Raw genomic sequence first — 16310 nt, forward strand, 5'->3', positions numbered from 1 at the left:
AACTCACCATGTGCCGAGTCTGCGCGTTAAACGCCTATTGGCAGAATGACAACGTCGGCGTGACGCTGCCGACCTTCGTCGCGCAAGACGTCTATGACGGACAGGACGGACCGATCCATGGTGGTGGCGGCCCGAATTTCTGGGCGTTCCAGGGAGCGACGGGTAACATCAACATCGACGGTCTGCTCTGGGGCAGCCGCTGGGGCGGTGCCACGTTGACCTATTCCTTCCCGACGCTGGCCTCGCAGTATGAAGCGGGGTACTCGGAGGCTGCCAATAATTTCGGCGCGGCGACGGCTGCGTTACAGACAGCCACGCGTTTTGCCATGAACCTGGTGTCGCAATATACGAACCTCGTCACGACGGAGGTCGGCGCCGGGTCGGCAGCCGACGTGCGGACGGCCTTCTCGAGTTTGCCTCCGACGGCCTGGGCCTACTATCCTTCGGACGGCACGAAGGGCGGCGACATCTGGTATGGAACCAGCACTGCCAGTTTTCAGAACCCGGTTCGCGGCCAATATGCCTGGGCGACCGTGATTCATGAGCTCGGTCATGCGCTCGGCCTGAAACACGGGCACGAGACGGCCGGTGTCGCAAACACCTCGATGCAGTCCGCCTTCGACCAGATGGCCTATTCGGTGATGACCTATCGTTCCTACCAGGGCGGCCCGGTGACCGGTTATACCAACGAAACGAACGGCTATGCACAGACGTTCATGATGTATGACATCGCCGCGCTGCAGACCATGTACGGTGCGAACTTCAACACCAATTCGGGCAACACCACCTATAGCTGGAGCCCGACCACCGGTGAGATGTTCATCAACGGCGTCGGGCAGGGCGCGCCCGGTGGAAACCGGATTTTCCTGACCATCTGGGACGGCAACGGCAACGATACCTACAACTTCTCCAACTACACGTCCAATCTGTCGGTCAATCTGACACCCGGAGCCTTTTCCATCACCTCATCGGTGCAACTGGCCAATCTCGGCAACTTCAATATCGCCCCCGGCAATATCTTCAATGCGTTGCAGTTCAACGGCGATGCCCGCTCCCTGATCGAAAATGCCATCGGCGGCTCGGGAAATGACACGATCATCGGCAATGCCGCGAACAACTACCTGATGGGTGGCGCCGGCAACGACACGGTTCTTGGCGGGGACGGCAACGATATCCTGGTTGGTGGCTCCGGCAATGACGGGCTCGACGGCGGCACCGGCGCTGACGCTGCACTGTTCTCCCTGGGCCGCGCCAGTTACTTCGTGCGGTCCTTCGTGTCCGGCGGTCAGTTCTTCACCCAGGTGACGGCTGCGACGGGCACGGACGGCGTCGACACCTTGGTCCGCATCGAGACGCTCGGCTTCAACAACGGCGCCCAGGCCTTCGGGCTTGCCGGCATCCAGCAGAACCTCGTCTCCAACATAGACGGCTCGTTCTTCGACGACGTGCTGTTCCAGAACAGCGCCACCGGCCAGATCATCTACCAGAACATGAATGCGGGCACGGCATCGGGCTTTGGCAATGTCCTGGGCTCGCTGCCGGCCGGCTGGCGGCTGGTGGGCTCTGGTGATTTCACCGGTGACGGGCGGGCTGACGCTCTGGTGCAGAACACGAGCAACGGCGCGATCTACACGCTCAGCATTGCGTCGGGGACGCCGGCCTGGGGCGTTGTCAGCACGGGCCTGACCAGCAACTTCCAGGCGATCGCCATCGGTGATGTCACCCGCGACGGCACGCCGGACGTGCTGGTCCGCGACAACACGACCGGCATCAACTACATCGCCGACATGAATGCCGGCGGCACCTTTGGCGGCTGGGTCATGGGGCCCAATATCGGCACCGGTTGGCGCACCGTCGGGCTCGGCGACTTCAACCGCGACGGTGCCTCCGACATCCTGGTGCAGGACATCGCGACCGGCACGACCTATTATCGCGACCTGGTCAACAACCAGTGGGGCACGGTGTCGGGTCCGGCAGGGGCGCAGTGGGTGGCGCGCGAGGCCGCCGACCTCAACGGCGACGGTTATGTCGACGTCGTGTTCCGCAATTCGGTGACCGGCGACATCTGGTGGGTGAACATGCTCGGCGGCACCAATGCAGGCTGGGGCGTGGTGGCCAACGGCCTCTCCGGCTGGGAGGTCCGAGGGACCGCCGATGTCGACAACGACGGCCATCGCGACGTCATCATCCAGAACACCTCCAGCGGCATCACCTATTACGCCAACATGGACGCCGGCGTCTTCAATGGCTGGGGCACGATCTCCGGTGCGCTTGGCACCCAATGGCTCGCGGTGGCGTGAGGCGGGGGCCCGGCGAGCCGTCGCGCGGGTAAACGCGGCCGCCCGGCGCTGAGGCCCAGCCCGGCGGCGCCCGCGTCCGGTACGTCAGTCCCAGGCCCGGATGATGGCGTCGACGTCGGTCACCACGGCCACGTTCTGGAGCGCGTAATTGACCGAGGCCGTGTGCCATTCGGCATTCATGGTCGAGCAGGCATCCTCGGGGACCATCATGTAGTAGCCCTTGTCGGCACCGGTGCGGGCGGTGTGCTCGATCGACATGTTGGTCCAGGCACCGGTGACGATGACGATGTCGCGGCCAAGGGCCCGCAGCACGGTTTCGAGGCGGGAGCCCTCCCAGGCGCTCATGCGCTGCTTCTCGACCACGTGGTCGCCGGCCATCGCCTCGAGGCCGGGCACGGGCGCGGCGCCCCAGGTGCCGCGCACCAGGGCCTTGGCGTCGGCAAGTCCCTCGAAGAGGGGGGCGTTCATGGTGACCCCGGGGCAGCCGGGATCGACGAGGAACCAGACATGGATGACGGGGACGCCCTTGCTGCGCGCGGCGGCGGCGAGGCGTGCGGCATTGGCGATGGCATTCTGCTCGCGGCAATGGGCCGGTGACCCGGAGGCGGCGAAGGCGCCACCCTCGATCACCACGTCGTTCTGCATGTCCTGCACGATGACGGCGCAACGCCCGGGATCGAGTTCATAGCCGGGTGCGCATTTCAGCGTGCCGTTGCGGGACACCGCCGCGGCCGCGACCGGTTTCGTCCCCCCATCTGTCCGCTGCGGCGCGCCGGCGGCGATCATGTAGGGCTCGCTGCGCGGCCCGACCTTGGTGTCGACGGCGTAGAGGGAGTGGGTGGCCGTGAGGAACAGGGTGCGGAAATCGGCCCCGCCCCAGGTCAGGTTGCCGACGAGTTCGGGGACCCGCACCTTACCGATCAGAATCCCGGCGGGGGAATAGACCCAGACGCCACCGGGGCCGCAGACCCAGACATTGCCCAGCGCGTCGCATTTCATGCCGTCGGGCACGCCGGGCTCTGAGGGGGAGGCAATGCCGGAGGCGAAGACGTGGCCGGCGCCGAGGGATCCGTTCGGCAGGACGTCGAAGACGCGGATCAACTGCTGCACCGTGTCGTTGATGTAGAGCTGCTTCTCGTCGGGCGAGAAGCACAGGCCGTTCGGCTGTTCGAACAGGTAACGGTCGACCAGAAGCTGGGGCGCGCCGCCACCCGGCGGGATGCGATAGACCCCCTGGAAGCCGAGTTGGCGCGGCCGCTCCACGCCATAGACCGGCATGCGGCCATACCAGGGATCGGAGAAATAGATGGCGCCGTCGGATTTCACCACGACGTCGTTGGGGCTGTTGAGCTCGCGTCCGTCGACATGGGAGGCGATCACCTCGCGCCGGCCGTCCGGCCGCTCGCGCACCAGGGTCGAGGTCGCATGCTCGCAGACGATCAGGTTGAGATCGCCGTCATAGGTCATCCCGTTGCACTTGTTGGCCGGCCGCATGACCTCGCGGATGCCCGTCCTGTCCCAGCGCCGGCGCACGTCGCCGGGCATGTCGGAGAACAGGAGATGACCGTCGCGCGGGTGCCAGATCGGCCCTTCGGTGAACTGGAAGCCGGTGCCGAACTGGCGCACCGGCGCCCAGAGGTCGATGAGGCCGTTGAAGGCCGGCGTGACGGCGACATGGGTGGTCATGGGGCGATCTCGCTCGGTGGCCTCCGTCCGGGAGGCCCTGGGGACGACAGGGATCAGGCGGGGAACCAGGACCGTGGCGGCAATGACTGCGTCACCGGCCCCGGCACAGACATGTCGAGCCGTGCAACGACCTGGCCCGCCTCGATCTTGGCCGGCTTGTCGTGCACCGGCAGGAGGAAGCGGGACGAGTTCAGGAGTTTCTTGATCGCCGCCTTCTCCTGGCGCTTCGAGGTCCCGTGGTTGCCGGTGACCCGGGGCTCGTCGGCATGGATCTCATGGAAAGGATTGATGATCTGGTCGTTGAAATCGTAGATCACGTCGCCACAGATCGTGGCCCGGCCCTCGGCCGTGTCGACGTGGACATTCATCGAACCCTCGGTGTGGGCGCCGGCCGCTTCCAGGTAGCAGCCGGGAAAGAGCTCGATCATCCCGGTCAGTTCGAGATCTTCGAGCCGCAGCGCATGTTTCGTGTGCAGCCGGTCGATCAGATGCTTGATGTCGGGGGCCGGATATTGCGGGTGCATCAGGCCCGAGACCGAGTATTCCAGCTCCCGCCGGTTGATGATCACCGTGGTGTTCATCGGGAACAGCTCGTCCTTGCCGGCATGGTCGATGTGCAGGTGGGTATGGGCGACATAGCGGACATCGCCCATCCGCACGCCGTATTTCATCAGCTGGTTCTCGATCATGTTCTCGTGGAACTGGAGCCCGCGCATGCCGAGGCTCTCCATGATCTGGTTGTGGCGGTAGCCGGTATCGACGACAACGGGCCAGGGGCCGCCGAGGATGAGGAAGCCGTAGGTATAGGTGCGCTTGCGCTGGCCGCAGCCCCGCCCGAGCACGAGAAAGCTCGATTCCAGCTCGATGTCGCCGTAGTCGAGGACCTTGATCTCAAGTGGCATCGTTCCCTCCGATTGTTGTCAGGCCAGCCGGTAGACCCGCTTGGCGGTTGATGAAAAGACAGCGGCGTGATCCCCCGCGGGGACGGCGGCCCGATGGGCGTCGAGGAGCGCGGCATAAGTGGTCCAGAGCTTCTCGATCGGAAAGTTGGATCCGAACAGGCAGCGCTCGGCGCCGAACAGCGCCAGGGTTTCCCGGACGACCATGGCCACGTGGCCGGGATCGTTGCGGCGCAGGAACGTGCCGAGCCCGGATAGCTTGCTGACGACGTTCGGCCTTGCTGCGAGCATGGCCATGCCAGCCCGCCAGGCCTCCATGCCGCCCTCGGAAAGATCCTCCAGCATGCCGGCATGCTGCAGGACGAAGGTCACACCGGGACAGGCGTCGGCGAGAGCGGCAGCCCCCGCCATCTGCCCGGCGAAGACCTGCAGGTCGAAACTCCAGCCATAGTCGGAAAGGCGGGCGATGTTGCGCTGCAGGGTCGGATTGGTGGCCAGATCCGGATCGGCGGCAAAGCGGTAGAGCGGGTTCTCGTGCCAGTGCAACTGCTGGCGCACGCCACGGATGCTGGCATTGCGGGCGAGGGCCTCGAGCTGCGGGCGGACATCGCCGGCCAGCATGTCGGCATAGGCGACGATGGCGATGGGAAAGCCGCTCTCCGCGGCGGCTTGGGCGACAAAGGCCGCTTCCGCGAGGAAGCGGTCCACCGGCCAGTTGGCCTGGACATAGACCGCCCCGGTCAGGCCCGACACCGCGGCATCGGCGAGATATTCGGTCACCGGATAGTCGCGCCGGATCGGTTCATAGGGGCCGAAGATCCGCGGCTGCATGGGCCCGGTGAGCCATGGCAGGTCGGCCTGACGCCAGATATGGAAATGGGCGTCGATCATGCCGCGCGCTCCCGGCCGATCGACAGGACATGGCGGCAAATGGCGGCGGTCGTCCCGCCATTGGTCAGCGAGGTGATGAAGGGCCGGATGGCGGCGAGCCCCTCGGTTGCGGGGCGGTAGTCGCGCCCGGTCGCCAGGGGCGACAGCCAGTCGATGCGGTGCGCCCGTGCCGCGAGGTGCCGGACAGCCCGGATCATGGCGCCGGGGTCGCCGCGCTCCAGCCCGTCCGACAGGATCAGGACGACGGCGCCGCGTGCATAGCCGGCAAATCGTGGTACTGCGAGGAAGGTCTCGAGGGCGTCACCGATCCGCGTTCCGCCATCCCAGTCGGCGACCAGATCGGCGGCGATGCCGAGGGCCCGGCTGCGGTTGCGGCGCTTCAGCGCCGTGGTGAGGCGGGTCAGCCGCGTTCCGAAGGTGAAGACCTCGACCCGCGGGGCCCCCTGGACGAGGGCATGGGCGAGGGCGAGATTGGCGTCGGTCCGCTGCTTCATCGAACCCGACACGTCGATCAGCAGCAGGACCGGCCGCACGCGGCTGCTCCGCCGCCAGCGCTTCAGCGCCATGACCTCCCCGTCATTGCGGATGGCGGCCTTGAGGCTGGCGGCGAGGTCGAAGCCGGGGCCACGCCGGGCGCGCCGCTGACGATAGCCGCGCCGCCGGGGCAGGGCCTCGGGAAGGTCGCGTGTGAATCGGTTGAGGGTGTCGCTGTCGTCCGGGGGCTGCAACTGGCGGACGGCCAGGGCTTCGGCGCTGGTCGCCTCGCGGCCGGTCTCATGCACCTCTTCGCCGATCAGGATTTCCTGACCGGCGCCCTCCTCCTCGACCTTCATCTCGTCGTCGGGCTGCCATGAATCGTCCTCGCCGGGCTCGCCGGCGGCGCCGAGGAAATGGCTGTCGAAGAGCGCGTCGAACGTGTCCCGCCGCTCGAAGGGGGGGCCGATCGTCGCCACCGCAGCCTTGCGCACATCCTCGATGGAGCGCGGTCCGAGAAGCTGCACCGCGCTGAGGAAGAGGACGGTCTGCTCCGGCGCGACGGCGAAGCCGTTGGCGCGCAGCAACGTGGTGAAGGCGACGAGGGGCCGGGCGGCGGCCGGCAGTCGCGGCGGGGCGAGGGGGGCGCTCATGCCGCCACCGCCCGGATGAACGCGTCCATGCGCGGGCGCATGAGCGCGAAGTCCTCCTCGTCCTTCAGGGCTGTGCCGATCGAGCGACGGAAGGCGTCAGGCCAGGACGCGCCGGTGCGGTGGAGGGCGGTCGCCGCCTCCGCCCAGTCGACGGCTTCCGCCACGCCGGGCGGCTTGGTGAGCGGCTCCTGCCGCAGCAGGCCCACGGCATGGACGATCGCCCGCGCCGTGCCCTCGGCCACGGCGGAGGAGCGCAGCATGATGATGGCCGCCTCGCGCGCCGGGTCGGGATAGGGGATGTAGTGGTAGACGCAGCGGCGGCGCAGCGCCTCATGCAGGTCGCGGGTGCGGTTGGAGGTGAGGACGACGACGGGCCGATCGGCGGCGCGCAGCGTGCCACGTTCGGGGATGGAAATGGAGAAGTCGGAGAGGAATTCGAGGAGGAAGGCCTCGAATTCATGGTCGGAACGGTCGATCTCGTCGATCAGCAGCACGGTGGACTCCGGCCGCCTGAGCGCCGCCAGCATCGGCCGCTCGATGAGGAAATCGTCGCGGTAGATGTCGACCGTGTCGCCCTCCCGCGCCTGGCGGATGGCGAGCATCTGGCGGGGATAGTTCCATTCGTAGAGGGCCGCGGAGGCGTCGATGCCCTCGAAACATTGCAGGCGGATGAGCTGCCGGCCGAGGATGCCCGCCAGCGCCTTGGCCGCCTCGGTCTTGCCGACGCCGGGCGCCCCCTCAAGCAGCAACGGCTTGCCGAGCGCCAGCGCCAGGAATCCGGCCGTGGCGATGCCGTCATCGGCGAGATAGAGCGCGGCCCTCAGCGCCTCGGCCAGGGCCTCGGGGCTCGCAAGGCCGGCGATGGGCGGTTGCAGCGCCATGGCCCTCAGCCTCCCCCGCCACGGCGCGGCTGGGGCCTTGCCCCGCCATTGGCCTTGATGCCGCGCAGCACCTTCTCCGGCGTGATCGGCAGGTCGTTCACCCGGACGCCGACGGCGTTGTAGACCGCGTTGGCAATGGCCGGCAGCACCGGGTTGGCGCACATCTCGCCCGGTCCCTTACCGCCGAAGGGGCCGTCGGGGGCGGGCCGCTCAAGAATCGTCACCGAATAGGGCGCGGTGTCGCCGGGGCCCGGCATCAGATATTCGTTGAAGTCGCGCGGCCCGTGGCTTGGGTCGGGATAATAGGGCTCCGGCGTCTCGTAGAGCGCGTGGCTGATGCCCATCCAGGCGCCGCCGACGAGCTGCTGCTCGACCATCTTCGGATTGATCGCCCGCCCCAATTCGTAGGCCGAGGCCATCTTCAGCACGGTGACCTCGCCGGTCTCGTCGTCGACCTCGACATCGGCGACGAGGCAGGCATGGGCGAAGGCGGTGTTGGGGTTCAACTCGCCGGTCTGCGGATCGACCGTCGACAGCGGGATGAGGAAGATGCCGCGCCCTGCGATGGTCTTGCCCTGCTTGAACTGCGCCGCCTGGGCGGTGGCCTTGACCGTGATCGACCGCGACGGCGCCCCCTTCACGTGAATGTTGCCACGCCCGTCGGTGACCAGATCTCCGGCATTGACCTCAAGTTCCTCGGCAGCCGCCTCCAGCAGGACGCCGCGCGCCTCGCGGGCGGCGGCGATGACGGCATTGCCCATGCGATGCGTGCCGCGCGAGGCGAAACTGCCCATGTCGTGGGGGCCGGTGTCGCTGTCGGCGGTGTCGACATAGACGTCCTCCATCGGCACGCCGAGCGTTTCCGCCGCGACCTGACGCGTCACCTGTTTCATGCCCTGACCGAGGTCGATGGCCGAGAGCGCGACGGTGAACTTGCCGTCCGGATTGGAGTGGATCAGTGCCTGGCTCGGGTCTCCCCCGAGATTCATGCCGATGGGATAGTTGACGGACGCCATGCCGCGCCCCCGGTGCCGGGCCATGTCAGCGCCTCCTCGTGCCGAAGACGGAGGAAAAGCGCACGGCGCCGTGCTGTGTCGGCTGCGCCGGGGCCGGGGCCGGGGCCGCAGCGGGGGGCGGTGCGGTGGCGGCCGTTGGCGGCATGGCGGGCGGCGGGGCCGCCGGCATCGGCTGGTAGGCGGGCGGCATGCTCGCCGGCGTCGGCCGGTAGGGCTCGTATTGCGGCACGGCAGCGGGTGTCGGCCGGGCTTCGGCAGACCCCTCCATGATCGGCTGCTTGGTCATGGGAATGCGCATGGCGCCCGCCGGCAGAGTCTCGGTGGCGGGACCCGTCCGGGTTTCCGGCCTGCCGATGCGGCCATTATCGTCGATGGGCGTCGCCGGGATCAGCGCGCGGGCGCCGCCGCCACCGGTCAGGGAGGACTGGCGTCGCGCCTCGTCGGACAGTGGCCATCCCGCCTTCTCCGCCACGACCTGCACGCATTCGATGAGGGCCGTGTTCTTGGCGACCCGGCGATGCGCCTTCATGTCCTCGTCGCGGTAGGCGTTGAGGATGCGGAATTCCATCGGGTCCATGCCGCAGGCCTCCGCGCCCTTGTCCATATGGACCTCCAGCGCGAAATCGACCGCGGTGATCCCGAAGCCGCGCATGGCGGTCGAAGGGCAGCGGTTGGTATAGGCCACATAGATGTCGGCGCTGACATTGGGGATCGTGTAGGGCCCCGGCAGATGCGCGGTGCACTTGATCGCGGCGTAGCTCGACAGGCGCGTATAGGCGCCGGCGTCGAAATAGCTGCGGATGCGGCGGGCGACGATGCGGCCGTCGCGCAGGATGCCGTCCTTGATGTAGATGCGCTCGGCACCGCGCGGCGAGCCGTAGAGCATCTCCTCCTCGCGATCGAGGACATAGCGGACCGGCTGGCCGGTCATCATGGCGCCGAGGATCGACAGCGGCTCGGTCAGGGAGTCGACCTTGCCGCCGAAGCCGCCGCCCACCGTGCCGCCGATGAAATGCAGGCGGTTGGATTCGAGCTTGAGGATCTTGGCCGCCGTGCCGAGGGAGAAGAACAGGCCCTGTGCGCAGGAATGCACGACGAAGCGGTCGTTCTGCTCGGGCGCGGCGATGGAGCCGTTGGTCTCGGTTGGCGCGTGCTCGATGGGCGACATCTGGTAGCGGTCGTCGACGATGAAGTCGGCCGTGGCGAAGGCCCTGTCGACGTCGCCGAAACGCAGCTTCGAGTGATCGTAGCGGTCGTGATATTCAAAATAATTGTTCGGATAGGTCTCGTTGACGACGGGTGCGCCTGGCTTCAGTGCCTCCTCGACGTCGAAGACATGGGGCAGCACGTCGTAGTCGACGCGCACCAGCGCCCGTGCGGCCAGGGCCTGCTGCTCGGTCTCGGCGATGATCGCCACAACGGGTTCGCCCTTGTAGGAGACCTTGCTCACCGCCAGCGTCGGCTCGTCGTCCTTGCCGAAATTGATCAGGCTGAGGAGGGTGTTCTTGTTCAGCGGCACGTCGGCGCCGCGCAGGATGCGCTTGACGCCCGGCGCCCGCTCGGCGGCGGTGGTGTCGATGGCCCGGATACGGGCGTGGTGATGCGGGCTGCGCACCACCTTCAGATGGAGCAGCCCCTCGAAGGCGTGATCGTCGAAGAAGGGCGAGCGTCCCGTGACATGGCCGGGCATGTCCTGGCGCTGGGCGCCCTTGCCGACGATGTTGAGATTGTCGTCGCGCTCGGCGGCGAAGAGATCCTTGCGGAATTCCAGCATCGTCGCCTCCGTCAATATGTGCGCTTGGCCTGCCCGCCGCGGGCGGCGGCCAGGATGGCCTCGATGATGGCGTCGTAGCCGGTGCAGCGGCAGATATTGCCGGAGATGCCGTCGATCACCTCCGCGCGGGTCGGGTTCGGGTTCGCCGCGAGAAGGGCTTTGGCCGCCGTCAGCATCCCCGGCGTGCAGAAGCCGCACTGGGCCGCGAAATGGTCCATGAAAGCTTGTTGCAGCGGATGCAGGACCGGCCCCTCGGCCATGCCGGAGACGGTCTCGACATGCTTGCCCTCGCAGGTGGCCGCCAAGGTCAGGCAGGACAGCTGCAGGTCGCCGTCGACCAGCACCGTGCAGGTCCCGCAGGTTCCCTGGCCGCAGCCGTACTTGGGACCAAAATCGTTGAGGCCGCGGCGAAGCAGCGTCAGGAGATTATCGGAGGGGCCGACGAAGGCGGCGCGGTCGGAGCCGTTGAGGCGGAACTGGACGGGAATCTTGGCCATGGGTGCCTCCTCAGTCCTGACCCGACAGGAGCCGGGCCAGATGCACCGGCAGGACCTCGCGCCGGTACCATTCGCTGGCGATGGCATCGGTGACAGGCCGGATGCCCTCCGCGGCTGCGGCGCGGGCGGCGGTGATGGCGGCGGCATCGAGCGCCTTGCCCTCCAGCACGCGCTCCACCGCCTTCGCGCGCATCGGCACCGGCGCCATGGCGCCGAATGCGACCCGCGCACCGCTCACCCGGCCGCCCGACATGGGCAGGTGCGCCGCCACCGACAGGACGGCGAGGCCCTTGGGCCTGACCCGGCTCACCTTGCGGAAGCGGAAATCGGCGGCATTCTGCGGCGGCGCGAACTGGACCGCCGTCACCAGGCCCTGGCCGCCACGCGCCCGGCCGGCGAGGAACTCCTCCAGCGGCACGGCGCGCGGCGCACCGAAGCCCTGCATGACCATCACCTGGGCATCGAGGGCCAGCAGCGCCACGGTGAAGTCGCCATAGGGGCTCTCGGCGAAAAGATTGCCGCCGATACTGGCCATGTTGCGTACCGCCGGGCCGCCGATGGCCTGGGCCGGAGCATGCAGATAGGCCAGTTCACGGCGTTTCAGGATTGCCGCCATGGTAACGCCCGCGCCGAGCTCGACCCTGCCGGACAGGTTGATCTGCCGGTAGGCCGGATCGACCAGACGCAGGATCAGTCCGTCGGTGAGCCGGCCCTCGTTGATGTCACGCATGATCAGCGTTCCGCCGGACAGCAGCCGGGCGGTGCGGTCGCCCGCGATGAGGCCGGCGGCGTCCGAGAAGGTCGATGCGGTGCGGAACTCGATCGGCATGGTCAGGGCACTCCACCTTGGAGTTCGGGGAGGTGGCGGACAGCCTCCATGCCGGCCGAGTACACGTCGTTGCCGACCGTCTCGGCCAGCTCCGCCTCGCGGCCCGGGGGCGTGGTGAAGCGGCTTTCCCAGTGCCAGAAGCTGCGGTTGCCGTCGGTCACGGGCAAGAGCCGGATGTGGGCGACGTAGTTGAACAGCGGGATCGGCGTGTCGAGCAGGCAGTAGCTGTAGGTCATCTCCAGATCCGACAGGGACAGGAGCTGTTCGCGCAATTCGCTGCCATCCTGCAGGGTGAACCTGCGGACGCAGCCGATCCTGTCGGAGGGATGGCCGCGTTCGATGGCGCTGGCGGCGACGATCGGGTGATACTGGTCGTGACCGTTGAAGTCGCGCAGGACGGCCCAGAGGGCATCGACCGGCGCATTGATGATGGTGCTGCGGACGACCTTGGGCACATCACCCTCCGAAGGCGCGCTTGAGCGAGTCGAACCCCGCCTGGAAGACGTTGGTGCCGATGTTGGAGACGAGGTCCTGTTCCCGCTCCGGCGCGCAATCGAACTCGGCGGACCATTCGACAAAGGTGCGATCCTGATCGGTGATCGGCGTCAGCCGCAGGGTCGCCACGTAGTCCGTCAGCGGCATGGGGCTGTCGAGGATCGAATAGGTGCAGAACATGTCGAAGTCGGAGAGGCCGAGCAGCTTCTCGCGCAGCTTGTCGCCGTTGCGCAGGGAGAAGGCCCTGACACAGCCCACCTTGTCGGCGGGCTCGCCATTCTCGATCCGGCTCTCCGCCACGGCGGGGACCCAGTTGGGCAGACCGTTGAAGTCGCGCACCCTCGCCCAGACCCGGGCCGCGGGAGCATTGACGACACTGGAGACATAGACGCGGGCCATGATCGTCTGCCTTACTTCTTCTCGCCGTCATCTTTGGGCTTGGGAGGCTGGGCGTCCTTGGCGACGCGCTGCATGTCGGAGGCCTCGCGCATGAGGCCGCCCATCTTGGCAAGGTTGCCGCCCTCGATGCCGATTTCTTTCAGCACCTGGTCGATGAGCGGCGCCTGGACGCGGTAGCGCAGCGCCGACTCGATCACCTCGTCGGTCGGCGTGCGCGACGATCCGCCCCCGCCACCGGCCATGCCCTGCAGGCCGTCGACATGCAGGATGCGGATGCCCTCGATCTTCTCCATAGGCTTGACGCTTTCGCGCACGATGCCCTCGATCCGGTCGAGCAGGCGGCGACGGAAGAGCCCGTAGCGGGCCCCGTCGGTGAGAACGTTCTCGGCCTCGTAGAGCAGCTTCTGGGCCTCGGCGTCGATGGCCTTGCGGATCTTGTCGGCCTCGGCGGCGATGCGCACCTCTTCGGCCGCCTTCTCGGCATTGATCACCTCGACGGTCTTGCGGCGCTTGGCGCCCTCGCTCTCCTTGACGGTCTGGACGAGCTCGGCCGCCTCGACGGCCTTGGCCTTGGCCAGTTCGGCCTTCACGGCTGCGGCACTCTCCTCGAGAGACTTGGCGTAGAGCGTGATCGCCTTCTCCATCGCGGCGTTCTCGACGTCGCGCTCCCGCTCGATCTCGAGCCGGCGAAGGTCGCGCTGCCGGCCGACGCGCGCCTCGTCGAGGCCGCGGTCGGAGGCGATGCGGGCGCGCTCCACCTCTTCGTTGGAGGCGATCTGCGATTCCTGCAGCGCCTGGGCCCGGGCGACCTCCAGCTGCTCGATGGCGCGGCGGCGCTCCAGCCGGGCCGCTTCCAGCGCCTGTTCGCGGGCGACGTCCGCCTTCTCGACTTCCTGCTTGGCGACGATCTCGGTCTGGCGCAGGGTCTTGTCGGCCTCCGAGCGCTCGGCACGCTTGGCGGCCATGACGATGGCGCGGTTCTCCTCCGCCACCTCCACCGCCTTCTTCTGCTCGATTTGCAGCACCTCGCGGGTCTGCGAGGAGGCGATCCGCTCCTCCTCGATCTTCAGCTCGGCGGCGATGCGCTGCCGTTCGACCGCATCGCGCCGCTTGATCTCGGCGGCCTCGAGTTGCTCCGTGCTCTGGATCTCCAGCTGCCGGGTGGCGAGGGTGGAGGCGATCCGCTCGGCCGCAGTCGCCTTCTCCTGCGCGATCCGCGTGGCCTCGGTCGCCTCGCGCGCGGCGATCTCGGCCTCCTCGATGGTGCGGTTCCGCGCGATCTCCAGCTTGCGCTTGCCCTCGTCGGAGGCGATGCGCTCGGCGGTGAGAGCGATGTCCTGGGCGATCCGGGCCTTCTCGACGGCCTCGCGGGCCGCGATCTCGGCTTCGTCGAGGGCCTTGTTGCGGGCGATCTCGAGGTTCTTGATGTCCTTCTCGCGATCGATGCGTTCGGCGCTCACCTGCGCCTCCTGGGCGATCCGCGAGCGTTCGACCGACTCCCGTGCGGCGATCTCGGCCTGTTCGAGCGATCTCGTGCGCTCGATCTCCTTCTGGCGGATTTCGCGGTCCGACGCGATGCGGGCAGCCTGGATCGCCTGATCATTGGCGATCCTGGCGGTCTCGATCTCTTCGCGCGCGGCGATTTCGGCGCTCTCGACCGCCTTCGTCCTGGCGATTTCCTGCTGGCGGATGTCACGGTCGGAGGCGATGCGCGCCTCGCTGATCGCCCGCTCATTGGCAATCTTGGCCTTTTCGATCTCTTCCCGGGAGACGATCTGGGCCTGCTCGGCCTCGGTGTCGCGGGCGGCGCGTTCGCGGGCGATCTCGGTGCGCTGCACAGCCCGCCGGATCTCGATCTCGCGCTGCTGTTCCAGGCGGGCCGATTCGCTCTCCCGCTCGATGTCGAGCGCCTGCCGCTCGGCCTCCAGATTGCGGGTGCGGATCTTGATCATCGATTCCTGCTCGATGTCGTTGCGGAGCTTCCGCTTTTCCTCGATCTCCTCGATGATTCGGGTCAGACCCTCGGCGTCGAAGCGGTTGGACGGATTGAAGTACTGGAGGTCGGTCTGGTCGAGGTCGGTGATCGCCACCGATTCCAGCACGAGGCCGTTCTGGTTGAGGGCCTCGGCGGCGGCCTCCTTGACGCGCTGGACATAGACGCCGCGCTGCTCGTGCATCTCCTCCATCGACATCGCCGCGGCGACGGTTCGCAGCGACGAGATGAACTTGCCCGACAGCAGGGTGTTCAGCTGGTCGGGCTGCAGCGTGCGCCGGCCAAGCGTGGCGGCGGCGATGGCCACCGAGGGCTTGTCCGGCCTGACCCGCACATAGAACTCGGCATCGATGTCGACCCGCATCCGGTCGCGGGTGATCAGGGCAGTGTCCTTGCTGCGCGTCACCGCCATCTGCAGCACGTTCATGTTGACCGGGGTGACGTCGTGGATGATCGGCAGGACGAAGGCGCCGCCGTTGATCACCACCTTTTCGCCGAAGAGGCCGGTCCGGACGAACGACACTTCCTTCGACGAGCGCCGGTAGAGCCAGTTGACGAGATAGACGATGATCGCGATGGCGATCACGGCAACGATCAGCCAGAGGATCAGGGCTCCGATGAGCTGTCCGGTCATGTCATGTTCCTCCCGACGTTTCTTTTGGTGGGCCCGTCGTGTTGGGTGCGCCGCCTCAGCGGCCGATTGCCTTGAAGGCGCGGGTTTGATCGCGGATCGCCACTTCCACCGGCAGGCGCTCCATGGACGAGGCTCCGTAGAAGCCGTGGCAGTGGCGGGTGTTCTTGAGAATGAAGTCGGCATCCGCGGGCGTGGCGACGGGGCCGCCATGAACCAGGATCACGGCGTCCGGCTTCACGGCGAGGGCCGCGGTCGCCCAGGCGTCGACAATGGCGGGGCAGTCCTGCAGCTTCAGCGCGGTTTCCGCGCCGATCGAGCCGCCGGTCGTCAGGCCAAGATGGCAGACGATGATGTCGGCTCCGACGCCCGCCATCCGCCGGGCATCCTCTGGCGAAAAGACATAGGGCGTCGTCAGCAGGTCCTTGGCGTTGGCGAGGGCGACCATGTCGACCTCCAGGCCGTAACCCATGCCTGTCTCTTCCAGATTGGCCCGGAAGACGCCGTCGATCAGCCCGACGGTGGGGAAATTCTGCACGCCGGCAAAGCCGATGCGCTTCACCTCGTCGAGGAACACGTCCATCTGGCGGAACGGGTCGGTGGCGCAGACGCCGGCGATGACCGGGGTCTTCGTCACCACCGGCAGGACCTCGCCCGCCATCTCCATGACGATCTGGTTGGCATCACCATAGGGCATCAGCCCCGACAGCGACCCGCGGCCGGCCATGCGGAAGCGGCCCGAATTGTAGATGACGATCAGGTCGATGCCGCCGGCCTCTTCGCATTTGGCCGACAGGCCGGTTCCGGCGCCGCCGCCGACGATCGGTTCGCCGCGGGCGACCATGCCCCTGTAGCGGTCGAGCAACTCGGACTTGGAGAAGCGCGGCATGCC

14 protein-coding genes are annotated in these 16310 nt (G+C 67.5%); 1 reads left to right on the forward strand and 13 read right to left on the reverse strand.

Going from position 1 to position 16310, the window contains the following annotated elements; genetic code table 11:
* Positions 1-8: 8 nt before the first annotated feature.
* Complete coding sequence (locus Q0C57_RS05385) at positions 9-2300, forward strand: FG-GAP-like repeat-containing protein (protein ID WP_296573101.1); 2292 nt, start codon at positions 9-11, stop codon at positions 2298-2300.
* Positions 2301-2384: 84 nt separating this feature from the next.
* Here the strand turns inward: Q0C57_RS05385 and Q0C57_RS05390 are convergent, their stop codons facing one another.
* From Q0C57_RS05390 to Q0C57_RS05450, 13 genes are read right to left on the reverse strand one after another with little or no spacing between them, the layout of a single operon-like run.
* Positions 2385-3986, reverse strand: a complete 1602-nt coding sequence (locus Q0C57_RS05390) for an isochorismatase family protein (protein WP_296573103.1) — start codon at positions 3984-3986, stop codon at positions 2385-2387.
* A gap of 53 nt (positions 3987-4039) precedes the next feature.
* Complete coding sequence (locus Q0C57_RS05395) at positions 4040-4888, reverse strand: MBL fold metallo-hydrolase (protein ID WP_296573107.1); 849 nt, start codon at positions 4886-4888, stop codon at positions 4040-4042.
* An 18-nt stretch (positions 4889-4906) separates the two neighbouring features.
* The gene (locus Q0C57_RS05400; protein ID WP_296573111.1) at positions 4907-5776 is read right to left on the reverse strand and encodes an amidohydrolase family protein; all 870 of its coding nucleotides are present in this window, start codon (positions 5774-5776) and stop codon (positions 4907-4909) included.
* Entirely contained in the window at positions 5773-6903 is a 1131-nt protein-coding gene (locus Q0C57_RS05405) for a VWA domain-containing protein (RefSeq protein WP_296573116.1), read from the reverse strand. Before Q0C57_RS05405 ends, Q0C57_RS05400 begins: the two co-directional genes overlap by 4 nt.
* On the reverse strand, positions 6900-7784 hold the full coding sequence (locus Q0C57_RS05410; RefSeq protein ID WP_296573120.1) for a MoxR family ATPase: 885 nt from the start codon (positions 7782-7784) through the stop codon (positions 6900-6902). The genes Q0C57_RS05405 and Q0C57_RS05410 overlap by 4 nt, the downstream gene beginning before the upstream one ends.
* A gap of 5 nt (positions 7785-7789) precedes the next feature.
* Positions 7790-8824 carry a molybdopterin cofactor-binding domain-containing protein gene (locus Q0C57_RS05415; protein ID WP_296573124.1) on the reverse strand — a complete coding sequence of 345 codons (1035 nt, stop codon included), beginning with the start codon at positions 8822-8824 and terminating at the stop codon, positions 7790-7792.
* A 1-nt stretch (position 8825) separates the two neighbouring features.
* A complete protein-coding gene (locus tag Q0C57_RS05420) occupies positions 8826-10574 on the reverse strand; it encodes a molybdopterin cofactor-binding domain-containing protein (protein ID WP_296573127.1) in 1749 nt (582 codons plus the stop codon).
* Positions 10575-10585: 11 nt separating this feature from the next.
* The gene (locus Q0C57_RS05425; RefSeq protein WP_296573136.1) at positions 10586-11071 is read right to left on the reverse strand and encodes a (2Fe-2S)-binding protein; all 486 of its coding nucleotides are present in this window, start codon (positions 11069-11071) and stop codon (positions 10586-10588) included.
* Between the two features lie 10 nt (positions 11072-11081).
* Positions 11082-11900 (reverse strand): FAD binding domain-containing protein, encoded by an 819-nt coding sequence (locus Q0C57_RS05430; protein ID WP_296573139.1) that lies wholly within the window; start codon positions 11898-11900, stop codon positions 11082-11084.
* Positions 11901-11902: 2 nt separating this feature from the next.
* A complete protein-coding gene (locus tag Q0C57_RS05435) occupies positions 11903-12355 on the reverse strand; it encodes an SRPBCC family protein (protein ID WP_296573142.1) in 453 nt (150 codons plus the stop codon).
* 1 nt (position 12356) lies between these two features.
* On the reverse strand, positions 12357-12794 hold the full coding sequence (locus Q0C57_RS05440; RefSeq protein WP_296573144.1) for an SRPBCC family protein: 438 nt from the start codon (positions 12792-12794) through the stop codon (positions 12357-12359).
* Positions 12795-12805: 11 nt separating this feature from the next.
* On the reverse strand, positions 12806-15421 hold the full coding sequence (locus tag Q0C57_RS05445) for a flotillin domain-containing protein (RefSeq protein ID WP_296573146.1): 2616 nt from the start codon (positions 15419-15421) through the stop codon (positions 12806-12808).
* 55 nt (positions 15422-15476) lie between these two features.
* Positions 15477-16307: a phosphoenolpyruvate hydrolase family protein gene (locus Q0C57_RS05450; RefSeq protein ID WP_296573148.1), complete on the reverse strand. Its 831-nt coding sequence runs from the start codon at positions 16305-16307 to the stop codon at positions 15477-15479.
* Positions 16308-16310 lie beyond the last annotated feature (3 nt).

Origin of the sequence: Phreatobacter sp., assembly GCF_022843985.1 — a bacterium.
Classification (GTDB): Bacteria; Pseudomonadota; Alphaproteobacteria; order Rhizobiales; family Phreatobacteraceae; genus Phreatobacter.